Origin of the sequence: Streptomyces sp. HSW2009 (genome assembly GCF_040240285.1) — a bacterium.
Classification (GTDB): domain Bacteria; phylum Actinomycetota; class Actinomycetes; order Streptomycetales; family Streptomycetaceae; genus Streptomyces.
In genome coordinates, this window is record NZ_JBEHZD010000238.1 from 1 (window position 1) to 11,242 (window position 11,242).

Genomic DNA, 11,242 nt, shown 5'->3' on the forward strand with positions numbered 1-11,242 from the left:
CGGGCGCCGTGGAGCTGCTGGTGCGGGACCGCCCCTGGCCGACCGTCGACCGGCCCCCGGGGGGCCGCGGGGGCGCGGGGGGGGGCACCCGCCCCCCCCCCCCCCCGCACGCCCCCAAACCCCCCCCCCCCCCCCCCCCCGCCGCCCCACCCACGTCCCCGCTCGGTCTGGCCCAGCCCACCCGATCCCGCCGCACCCGCATCCCAGCCCGCCTGGCTGCCGCCGCACCCGTACCCCCGCCCGGTCCACCCGGCCTGGCCGCCGCCCCACCCGCATCCCGCCCGGTCCGTTCGTCCGGGCCGCCGCACCGCTCTCCGCCCCCGCCCGGCCGTCGGCTACGGTCAGCCCCATGGAGCCGTCGGGACCACCGCAACCGTCCGGAACTGTCGTGCACCTGCGCGGGGTTGGCCGGCGCTACGGGCTGCGCGGTCCCTGGGTGCTGCGTGGTGTGGACCTCGTCGTGCCGCGCGGGTCGCTGGTGCGCGTCGAAGGCACCAACGGCACCGGCAAGTCGACCCTGCTGCGGCTGGTCGCCGGCATCGACCGGCCCACGACGGGCCGGGTCGGCGGCCGGCCGAGGACTGCGTACGTACCCGAGCGGTTCCCGGCCGCGCTGCCCTTCACCGCCACCGACTACCTGGTCAGGATGGGCCGGGTGCACGGCCTGGGTCGGCAGCGGGCGGCGCGGGCCGCTGGGGAGTGGCTGGAGCGTTTCGGGGCCGCCGGCCATGCCCGTACGCCGCTGGCCGAGCTGTCCAAGGGCACCAGTCAGAAGGTGGCCGTGGCCCAGGCGCTGCTGGCCGACCCCGAGTTGCTGGTGCTCGACGAGGCGTGGACCGGGCTCGACCAGCGGGCCAGGGCGGAACTCGACCGCGCGGTGGCGGCGCGGGTCGCCGCCGGTGGCGCGGTGGTCTTCGTCGACCACGACCCGCTGCGGCTCGCCGGCGCGCCCGACGCCGTCTACCGCATCCAGGGCAGCGGCCTCGCCCCGGCGCCGCAGGGCATGGGCTCCGCCACCACCGCAGTCCCCTCAGCCCCCACCGGCCACACCGACCCCGTCGGCTCTGCCGCCCGCCCCGGCCCCCTGGTGCTGATCGAGGTGGCGGGGCCGCCGGGCGCCGTGCCGCCGAGCGGGCTGCCCGGCGACCCCGAGGTGGCCGGCGCACCAGGCGGCGGCAGCGCGCTGACGGTGCCGGCCGCCCACTCCGACGCCGTGTTGCGCGCCCTGCTCACGGCCGACCCGCCGTGGCACGTCCGCGCGGTGACCCCACTCCGCGACCGCCCGCGGACCGGGCCGCCCCCCACCCGCGGCCCGAGCGGGCCCCAAGGCCCGGGGGAAGAGTCGGAAACACCGGACGGCACAGAAGGAGAGGCCCGCCCGTGACCGCCCTGCTGCGCTACCAACTGGAACTGCTGCTCCGCTCGCACCGCTGGCTGCCGCCGCTGCTGCTGTACGCGTTGTTCCTGGTCATCGGCGTGCAGTCAGGCCAGCCGATCCTTGACTCGCGCGGCTACACGGCCGCCGGTCTGCTGCCGGTGGCCGCCTGGTGGGTGCGGGTGTGCACGAGCGGCGACTCGCCGGCGGCCCGGCACGTGGCGGCTGCGGCGACCAGCCCGGCCCGGGTCCAGTTGGCCTGCGTACTCACCGCGCTGCTGTGTTCGCTCGGGCTCGGCGTGCTGGCCACCGTGGTCGTCGCCCGGATCAGCAGCCCGCACAGCGCCGACCACCAGGTCGCCGTGCCGGTGGGGGAGGCGACGGCCAGCGGGCTGCTGGCCGCGCTCGCCTGCGCCCTCCTCGGCACGGCCGTCGGCGCCCTGTGCAACTGGCCGTTGGTGCGCCGCCCCGGCTGGGGCCTGCTGGCCACGGCCCTGCTCGCGCTGCTGGCCCTGGTGTGGGCCGCGTCGCCGGCCTACGCGGCCGCCCACGACCTGGTCACCGGCTCGCACAGCGGCGCCGTACCGCTGCCGTTGCTGCCCTGCCTGCTCGCCGCCCGGATCTGCGCCGCGGCCACGGCGCGGGCGTGCGCGGCGGCGGGGCGGCGGGGGTAGCGGCGCCGTACGCGGCCCATCCGACACCGTCCGTACGAGCCGGGCGCCGGCCCGGGAGCCACCCGCGGCCCTCTCCACCGGCGGATGCGCCCCGCCCCGCCCGCTCAGCGCCAAGGCCCCGTGATGGCGAACGTCGTCCCCGGCGTGTAGCAGTTGACGTACAGGGTGCGCCCGTCCGGGGCGAAGGTGACGCCCGCGAACTCGCCCCAGGCCGGGGCCTGCGGGGTGCCGATGTTCTGTCGGCCGCGGGCCACCGGGTGGACCTCGCCGCGGCGGGAGAGGGCGAAGACGTGCTGGGCCCCGTCGCCGTCCTCGCCCACCATGAGGCCGCCGCCGGGGGCGAGCGCGATGTTGTCGGGCGCCTCGCCGGGCAACTGCACGTCGGTGTCCGGGCCGAAGACGACGATCAGGGTGAGGCGGTTGTGGTGCGGGTCGTACCGCCACACCTGGCCGTGGTGGTCGGCGGCCGAGCCCTCGCGGGCGCGCGCGTAGCTGGAGACGAAGAACACGCCGGTGCCGCCCCAGTAGCAGCCTTCGAGCTTCTGCGCGTGGGTGATGCCGCCCTTGCCGAAGTCCTGGAACCGGATCGGGGTCCGCCTGGCCAGCGGGTCGGGCACCGGCACCCACGCGATGTCGTCGAAGACCGTGCCGGGCTCCCTGACCACCGACAGGTCGGGCACGCCGGGCACCCGCATCGCCTCCAGCACCCCGCCGGCGCGCAGCGAACCGCGCCCGCCGCGCGGCTTGTTGGGCAGCAGCCGGTAGAAGAGGCCGAAGGGCCGCTCGAAGGCGTCCTCGGTCTCGTACACGACGCCGCGCCGCGGGTCGATCGCGACCGCCTCGTGCTGGAACCGCCCGAGCGCGGTGAGCGGCACCGCGCCGGTGCGCTGCGGGTTGTACGGGTCGACCTCGAAGACGAAGCCGTGGTCCTTGGTGTAGCCGTTGGTGCCGGCCAGGTCCTCGGTCTCCTCGCAGGTCAGCCAGGTGTGCCAGGGGGTGCGCCCGCCGGCGCAGTTGACGGCGGTGCCGGCGATGGCGACCCGCTCGCTGAGCACCCGGTCGCGTGGGTCGAGGGCGAGCGTGGTGCAGCCGCCCATGGCCGTCGGGTCGTAGGTCAGGCCCGGTACGGCGGGCACCCGGACGGCGGCGTTCGGGCGGTTCTCGTGGTTGCGGACCAGCCGGGTGTGCGCGCGGCCGTAGGCGGCGGGTCCGGGGTGGCCGGGGGAGCCGGGGAAGGCCGCCATGCCGTCGTGGTTGCTGGGCACCGGGCCCTCGCCGGATCGCAGCGGGTCGCCCTCGCGGGACAGCACGCGGTAGCGGAACCCGGCCGGCAGGTCGAGCAGGCCGTCGGGGTCGGGGAGCAGTGGGCCGTAGCCTCCGGGGCCGTCGCCACCCGGCGCGGCGGCTGCCGCCCCGGCGAAGAGGGCTTCGAAGGACCCGGCGAAGGCGATGCCCGCCCCCAGCGCTCCGGTACGGGCCAGGACCTGACGTCGTGTCGTGGACATACGGTGACTCCCTGCTGGCGAACAGGTGACGTAACCGCATGTGTGTACCACGCAGCAGACCGTACGGGAACCAGCCGCGCGTGACCGCGCCCGGCCGACCGATCCGCCGAACTGTCACCCGGGAGGCACGGGCTCCAGGGCCCCGGCCGGCCCCTTGCCGCGGCATGCGTTCCGCAGGGCATCAACTCGTCGCGTACGAAGGGGAGTTGGTTATTCCACGGCAGTGGGCCGGAGCCCCTTCCCCGCCGCCCCGACTCCGCGGCCGGAGCCCATCCCGCCCCCGAAACTCCGCGGCCGGAGACAAACCCACTCCGCCGCGCGGGCCGCTTCCGGCGGGTGGGCCACCCGCCCCGCGAGCCGCCTCCGCCGCGACGGGCCACCTCCGCCGTGACGGGCCACCTCCGGCGGGCAGACCACCTCCGGCGGGTGAGCCGCTGCCGGCGCGTCAGCCACCCGCCGCGCGCGGGCCGCCCCGAGCCCCGCGCCCGAGCCCCGCCCGCAAGGCCCCGCTCCCTACCCCGCCACCTCGGTCAGCCCCTTCGCGTCCCGGGCCAGGGCCGTCAGCCGGGATATCGCACGGAAGTACTTCTTCCGGTAGCCGCCGTTGAGCATGTCCTCGCTGAAGAGCTGGTCGAAGGGGACGCCGGAGGCCAGCACCGGGACCTCGCGGTCGTAGAGCCGGTCGGCGAGGACGACCAGGCGCAGTGCCGTCGACTGGTCGGGCACCGGCGTCACGCCGGTCAGGCAGACCGCGTGCAGGCCGTCGGTCATCGCCCCGTACCGGCTGGGGTGGACCGTGGACAGATGCGTGAGCAGCGCGCCGAAGTCGTCGAGCGAGGCGCCGCGGGTGCGCTGGGCGACCTCGGTGACGGTGGCGTCCGCGTACGGTTCGGGCGCCGCCGGCAGGCCGCGGTGCCGGTAGTCGTCGCCGTCGATGCGCAGCGGCTGGAAGTGCGCCGACAGGCCCTGGATCTCGCGCAGGAAGTCGGCGGCGGCGAACCGGCCCTCGCCGAGCTTGCCCGGCAGCGTGTTGGAGGTGGCGGCGAGCGCCACGCCCGACTCGACCAGCCGTGACAGCAGGCTGGAGACCAGCACCGTGTCGCCTGGGTCGTCGAGTTCGAATTCGTCGATGCACAGCAGCCGGTGCCCGCTCAGGGTGCGCACCGTCTCCTGGAAGCCCAGCGCGCCGACCAGGTTCGTCAGCTCCACGAAGGTGCCGAACGCCTTCTGCTCGGGGGCGGCCGGGGTGGCGTGCCACAGCGAGGCCAGCAGGTGGGTCTTGCCGACGCCGTACCCGCCGTCCAGGTACACGCCGCGCGGGCCGCCGGGCGCCTTGGTCTTTGCCGTACGCCGGAACCAGCGCCTGCGCCCGCCGTCCGCCGCGCTCGCCCCGCCGCCCAGGCCCGCGGCGAAGGTGCGCAGCACGCGCACGGCCTCGGCCTGGCTGGGCTGGTTCGGGTCGGGCAGGTAGTTGTCGAAGCTCACCACGCCGAAGCGGGGTGGCGGCACCATCTCGGCCACGAGTTGGTCGGCGGGGACGCGGGGGGCGCGGGAGGTCAGCGCGAGCGGGCCCTCGTGCGTCGCCGCGCTCCCTATTCGGGAGGCGGACCGGGAACCTGCGGCTGAGTCGGAGGTGGAAGACACAGCCGTCCAGCCTAGCCGCTGCCCACCGGGGCCCTGCACGCCAAGCGACCCATGTCACACTGCGCCCATGCGACGCCTGTTCCCCACACCATCCGTTCCGTCGAATTCTCCAGCCGGCTCCTGGTCGCTGGAAGAGCTGGCCGACGCGTACGCCTATCCGGGTGAGATCGACGCCGCGGACGGGCTCGTGGGCCTGGGTGAGAGGCCGGGGGAGGGGGCGGGTGTCGGGCCCGTCGGGACGGGGCCGGTCGCGGGCTCCGTGGCGGGTTCCGTGGCCGGCCACGCGGCGGCTGTCGGAGGCGCGGGCGCCGCCGTCGCGACCCGCGCACGGACCCCCTGGCTGCGGGCGAACATGGTCTCCTCGCTGGACGGCGCCGCCCACCACGAGGGCCGTTCCCAGCCGCTCTCCTCGGACGCCGACATGCGGATCTTCGGGGTGCTGCGCGGCCTGGCCGACGCGATCGTGGTCGGCGCGCAGACGGTGCGCCAGGAGGGGTACCGGCCGGCAAAGGCGCGGGAGGCGTTCGCGGCCCGCAGGGCGGCGCTCGGGCAGCCGCCGGCGCCCGCCATCGCCGTCGTCAGCGCCAGCCTGGACCTGGACTTTTCGCTCCCGCTGTTCACCGCGCCGCTCACGCCGACGCTGGTGGTCACGGGCGCCGCGGCGCCGGCGGACCGGGTGGCTGCGGCCCGGGCGGCCGGGGTCGAGGTGGTGCGGGCCGGGCAGGGCGCCGGGGTCGATCCGACGCTCATCAAGGGCGCGCTGGCCGAGCGCGGCATGACCCGGCTGCTCACCGAGGGCGGGCCGCGGCTGCTGGGGCAGCTCGTGGCCGCGGGCGCGCTCGACGAACTGTGCCTCTCGGTGGCCCCGCTGCTGGTGTCGGGAACGGCCGCCCGAGTGGTGAACGGACCCCCGCTCAGCGTGCCGGAACGCTTCGCTCTCGCCTCCGTCATCGAGGAGGACGGTTTTCTCTTCACCCGCTACCGTCGGTTCTGACAAACAGCGGAATTTACCGTTCCGGTTAGCTTCTGCTGGGCAGACTTGTGTCACGCGGTCCCGTCAGGGCACGCGCAGGATGGTTTCTGTTGGGCCGCATGGGCCCAAGGAGGAAGAAGGGCGTCCGTCGTGTTCACGAGCGTATTGATGATCGAGCAGCCCCTGACACCCGTGGACGTGGACTTCGTCGCCTCGCTGCACGGCGACGACTCCGTCTCCTTCATCGTGCTCATGCAGCCGCGCGGCGACCAGGACCGGCTGTTGCGCGCCATCGACGATGTCGCGCTCGGCGAGTTGGACCGGGCCGTGCAGGAGGCCGAGACCCCCGAGGGCCGCACCGACGGGCTGCCCGCCGAGCGCGCCCTCGCCCACTCGCTGGAGGCGCTACGGGCCACCGGCAGCGAGGCGGTCGGCCAGATCGTCCAGCGCCACCCGCTGGACCTGCTGCGCTCCGTGGTGGAGGAGACCGGCGCGGACGAGGTGATCGTGTTGACCGCCCCGCACTTCGTGGAAGAGTTCTTCCACCGCGACTGGGCGTCCAGGGCCCGGCACAAGGTGGGCGTCCCGGTGCTCAAGCTGTTCGCGCACGCGGCGGACGAGCCGGCGGACGGTTCCGCCGCCGGCCCGGGTGACGGTTCCGCCGACGGCTCGGCGGGCGGGGGCCGACCGGGCCCGTCCTAGCCCACCGCCGGCTCCCGGACACCCCACACGAACGTTTCTGCGGGGGCGCTGCCGGCTTGTTCGCTTGCTCGGCTGTCCGCCCCTGTGTCCGTCCCTGTGCCCGTCTGCTGCCGGCTGCCCGACGACCTGCCTGCCGGCCGGTACCTGTCTGCCGGCCGGCGCGCCAGCCTGATCCGTCTTCGGGCCCGCCCGCCGGCCGGTCTGCCGGCTGCCTCCTTGCCCGCCGCACCGCCGCACCGCAGCCCCGCCGGCCGCACCTGTCTGCCGACCTGCCCCGGGCCCGTCGCCCGCCCCGGCCCCGTACGCGGCGGGCCCCGCCCGCTCCGTACGCGGCTGGCCGCGCTGCCCGTACGCCCGTACGCGCCGGCCCGGCCCGTACGCCGCCGGCCCCGCCTTCGTGACGACGCCTCCCGCGCGCGTGCGGGAGGCCCATCGGAGCCGAGGCGTCCGAGCTCATTGCCCCGGTATCCCCCCGCACCCCGCGCGCGCGGGCGACGTGGCCGGTGCTCCGGCAGCCGGCCGGCCCGCCGCGGCCGGCGACGACACCGCACACCCGGACGCCGCCGCGTACGAACCGGACGGAGTTCCCCACGACGGCAGCGGCGCCCCCACCGGCGACCCGGCCGCACCGGAGCCGGCGGCAACCGACCCGACGGGGGACCGGCCAACCGCCGCCACCGCGACCGAAACCACCACCCCGGCGGACGCCGCCGACCACCCCGAGACCGACCACCCCGAGACCGGCGGCACCGCCGACGAGGGCGCCGAGGCCGGCACCGTCAACGACGGCCACGCCGAGACCGACCCCACCGCGACGGACCACGCCGATCCCGACCGGGCAGCAGCCGACGGAACCGGCACCGCCCACCACGACGTCCGGCACATCGCGGTCGACGACCCCACCGACGACCCCACCGACGGAGCAGCCGACGGCGCGGGCGCGGTGCCCGCCGCCGAGCCGCACACCGAGCACCCGCTCGCCTCGTACGTGCTGCGGGTCAACGGCACCGACCGGCCCGTGACCGGCGCCTGGATCGGCGAGTCGCTGCTGTACGTGCTGCGCGAGCGGCTCGGTCTAGCGGGGGCCAAGGACGGCTGTTCGCAGGGCGAGTGCGGGGCCTGTTCGGTGCAGGTGGACGGGCGGCTGGTGGCCTCCTGCCTGGTGCCGGCGGCGACCACCGCCGGGGCCGAGGTGCGCACCGTGGAGGGGCTTTCCGCCGACGGCCAGCCCTGCGACGTGCAGCGCGCGCTGGCCGCTTCGGGCGCCGTGCAGTGCGGCTTCTGCGTCCCCGGGCTCGCGATGACCGTGCACGACCTGCTTGAGGGCAACCACGCGCCCAACGAGCAGGAGACCCGACAGGCCATCTGCGGCAACCTCTGCCGCTGCTCCGGCTACCGGGGCGTGCTCGACGCGGTCAGCGACGTGGTCGCCGGTCGGGAGGCAGCCGCCGCGGCCGAGGACGCCGCCGCGCACGAGGCCGCCCAGGCGCCCGCCCCGTCCGCCGGCCCCGTGCACCACCAGGCACTGCCCCACGACGGGCCGCAGGCCCCGCGGCACGAGCCGCCCCACCCGGGCGTGCCGCACCAGGCCGAAGCCCCCGACCCCGCCGCGTACCAGGCCGGCCCCGCCGCGTACCAGAACGGCTATCCGGGCCACGGCGCGCCGCAGGGCGACCCCGGCGGGTACGGCACCGGCGGTGGCGCGCTCGGGCCCGGCTACCCGGGGTACGGCACCGAGGGTCAGGGCATCGGCTACGGCGACGGTGCAGTTCACGACGACGGCGGCAGCGGAAGGCAATCGGGATGACGGGAACCGCGGACGGCCTCGGCGCGGCCAGCGTGCCTGCGGTGGCGGGCAGGGCCCCGGCGGAGTCGCCTGACCCGCACGGGCTCGGCGTGTCGGTGCAGCCGCTCGACACCATCGCCAAGACGCAGGGCGTCTTCCCGTACGCCGCCGACCTGTGGGCCGAGGGCCTGTTGTGGGCCGCGGTGCTGCGCTCCCCGCACCCGCACGCGCGCATCGTCTCCATCGACACCTCGGCGGCAGCCGCCATGCCCGGCGTGCGGGCCGTCCTCACCCACGCCGACGTGCCGGGCGACGCCGCGCACGGGCGGGGCGTGGTGGACCGGCCGGTGTTCGCCGCCGAACTGGTCCGTCACCACGGCGAGCCGATCGCGGCCGTGGCCGCCGACCACCCGGACACGGCCCGGCTCGCGGCGGCGGCCATCGCCGTCGAGTACGAGGTGCTTGAGCCGGTCACCGACCCGGAGCAGGCGTTCGGCGCCGACCCGCTGCACCCGGACGGCAACCTGATCCGGCACATCCCGCTCACCTACGGCGACCCCGCCGTCGTCGGCGACGTGATCGTCGAGGGCGTGTACCGCATCGGCCGGCAGGACCCGGCGCCCATCGGCGCCGAGGCCGGGCTCGCAGTGCCCCGCCCGGACGGCGGCGTGGAGATCTACACCGCGTCCACCGCCCCGCACGCCGCCCGCGACCTGGCCGCCGCCTGCTACGCGCTGCCGCCCGCACTCGTCAAGGTCGTGGTGACCGGCGTACCGGGCGCGATGGGGGAGCGCGAGGACGCCGGCACGCTGCTGCCGCTCGGGCTGCTCGCGCTGCGCACCGGCCGCCCCGTCAAGCTGGTCGCCACCCGCGAGGAGTCCTTCCTCGGCCACGCCCACCGCCACCCCACGCTGCTGCGCTACCGCCACCACGCCGACGCCGAGGGCACCCTGCTCAAGGTGGAGGCGCAGATCCTGCTGGACGCCGGCGCGTACGCGGACACCTCGGGCGAGGCGCTGGCCGCCGCGGTCTCCTTCGCCTGCGGCCCGTACGTCGTCCCGCACGCCTTCATCGAGGGCTGGGCGGTGCGCACCAACAACCCGCCCTCTGGACACGTGCGCGGCGAGGGCGCGATGCAGGTGTGCGCCGCGTACGAGGGCCAGATGGACAAGCTCGCCGCCAAGCTCGGCATCGACCCGGCCGACCTGCGCATGCGCAACGTGCTGGCCACCGGGGACCTGCTGCCCACCGGACAGACCGTCACCTGCCCGGCGCCGGTGGCCGACCTGCTGACCGCGGTGCGGGACGAGCCGCTGCCGCCGCTGCCCGACGCGGACGCGGACGCCGGGGACTGGCTGCTGCCCGGCGGCCCGGACGGCGCGGGCGAGGCACAGGCGGTGCGCCGCGGCGTCGGCTACGGCATCGGCATGGTGCACATGCTGGGCGCCGAGGGCGCCGACGAGGTGTCCACGGCCACCGTCAAGGTGCAGGGTTCGGTGGCCACCGTGATCTGTGCCGCCGTGGAGACCGGCCAGGGCTTCGCGACCCTGGCCCGGCAGATCGTGCAGGAGACGCTGGGCGTGCGGGAGGTGCACGTGGCGCCCGTCGACACCGACCAGCCGCCGGCCGGCGCCGCCGCCCGCGGTCGGCACACCTGGGTCTCCGGCGGCGCGGTGGAGCGGGCCGCCAAGATGGTGCGCACCCAACTCCTCCAGCCGCTGGCGCACAAGTTCGGCATGTCGACGGAGTTGCTCACCATCGCCGACGGCAAGATCACCTCGTACGACGGGGTACTCAGCACCACCGTGGACGAGGCGCTGGCCGGCAAGGAGCTGTGGGCCACCGCGCAGTGCCGGCCGCACCCGACGGAGCCGCTGGACGAGTCGGGCCAGGGCGACGCCTTCGTGGGCTTGGCGTTCTGCGCGATCCGGGCCGTGGTCGACGTGGACGTGGAACTCGGCGTGGTGCGCGTGGTGGAACTCGCGGTCGCCCAGGACGTGGGGCGCGTGCTCAACCCGGCGCAGCTCAGGGCGCGCATCGAAGCCGGCGTCACGCAGGGCATCGGCGCGGCCCTCAGCGAGAACCTGCGCACCGCGCGCGGCATCGTCCGCCACCCCGACCTCACCGGTTACACCCTGCCGACCGCGCTCGACGTGCCCGACATTCGGATCGTGAAACTCATCGAGGAGCGGGACGTGGTGGCGCCGTTCGGCGCCAAGGCGGTCAGCGCGGCCCCCGTCGTCACCTCACCCGCGGCCGTCGCATCGGCCGTCCGCGCGGCGACCGGCCGCCCGATCGGCCGCCTCCCGATCCGCCCCCAGGCGGCGGTGGGACAGGCCGAGCGGGGGTAACGGCAGCCGGCGCCGGGGCAGTTGGCGCGGGCGGCGGCCGGCAGCGGCACGGATCGTGGCCGGCGCCCCCGGCGTCCGCGCCAGTCCTGGCGTACGAGGCGCATGGGGCGTACGAAACGTACGGCGCGTACGAGGCGTACGCGAGCGGGGGGGGGGGGGGGCCGCGCGGCCGCCCCGCCGCGGCCGGGGGGGGGCGGCGGGCGCCGCCCGCGGGCACCGCCCACCACGCCCC

General features: G+C 76.4%; 9 protein-coding genes. 6 read left to right on the forward strand and 3 right to left on the reverse strand.

Going from position 1 to position 11,242, the window contains the following annotated elements; genetic code table 11:
* A partial coding sequence (locus tag AAHZ94_RS18460; RefSeq protein WP_349994061.1) for a hypothetical protein occupies nt 1-202 on the reverse strand: 202 nt, incomplete at its 3' end.
* Nucleotides 203-349: 147 nt separating this feature from the next.
* Here AAHZ94_RS18460 and AAHZ94_RS18465 point away from each other — a divergent pair.
* A complete protein-coding gene (locus AAHZ94_RS18465; protein ID WP_349994062.1) occupies nt 350-1,384 on the forward strand; it encodes an ATP-binding cassette domain-containing protein in 1,035 nt (344 codons plus the stop codon).
* Nucleotides 1,381-2,049: an ABC transporter gene (locus tag AAHZ94_RS18470; protein ID WP_349994063.1), complete on the forward strand. Its 669-nt coding sequence runs from the start codon at nt 1,381-1,383 to the stop codon at nt 2,047-2,049. Before AAHZ94_RS18465 ends, AAHZ94_RS18470 begins: the two co-directional genes overlap by 4 nt.
* 104 nt (nt 2,050-2,153) lie before the next feature.
* Here AAHZ94_RS18470 and AAHZ94_RS18475 read toward each other — a convergent pair whose 3' ends face one another.
* Nucleotides 2,154-3,554, reverse strand: a complete 1,401-nt coding sequence (locus AAHZ94_RS18475) for an alkaline phosphatase PhoX (protein WP_349994064.1) — start codon at nt 3,552-3,554, stop codon at nt 2,154-2,156.
* A gap of 513 nt (nt 3,555-4,067) precedes the next feature.
* Entirely contained in the window at nt 4,068-5,150 is a 1,083-nt protein-coding gene (zapE, locus tag AAHZ94_RS18480; RefSeq protein ID WP_349994067.1) for a cell division protein ZapE, read from the reverse strand.
* Nucleotides 5,151-5,265: 115 nt separating this feature from the next.
* Here zapE and AAHZ94_RS18485 point away from each other — a divergent pair, with 115 nt between their 5' ends.
* The 4 genes from AAHZ94_RS18485 (at nt 5,266) to AAHZ94_RS18500 (ending at nt 11,010) form a co-directional block, all read left to right on the forward strand.
* On the forward strand, nt 5,266-6,192 hold the full coding sequence (locus AAHZ94_RS18485; RefSeq protein WP_349994065.1) for a pyrimidine reductase family protein: 927 nt from the start codon (nt 5,266-5,268) through the stop codon (nt 6,190-6,192).
* A gap of 147 nt (nt 6,193-6,339) precedes the next feature.
* Complete coding sequence (locus tag AAHZ94_RS18490) at nt 6,340-6,873, forward strand: indole-3-glycerol phosphate synthase (protein ID WP_349994068.1); 534 nt, start codon at nt 6,340-6,342, stop codon at nt 6,871-6,873.
* A 496-nt stretch (nt 6,874-7,369) separates the two neighbouring features.
* Nucleotides 7,370-8,680, forward strand: a complete 1,311-nt coding sequence (locus AAHZ94_RS36475) for a (2Fe-2S)-binding protein (RefSeq protein ID WP_502964710.1) — start codon at nt 7,370-7,372, stop codon at nt 8,678-8,680.
* Complete coding sequence (locus tag AAHZ94_RS18500; RefSeq protein ID WP_349994066.1) at nt 8,677-11,010, forward strand: xanthine dehydrogenase family protein molybdopterin-binding subunit; 2,334 nt, start codon at nt 8,677-8,679, stop codon at nt 11,008-11,010. The genes AAHZ94_RS36475 and AAHZ94_RS18500 overlap by 4 nt, the downstream gene beginning before the upstream one ends.
* Nucleotides 11,011-11,242: the final 232 nt, after the last annotated feature.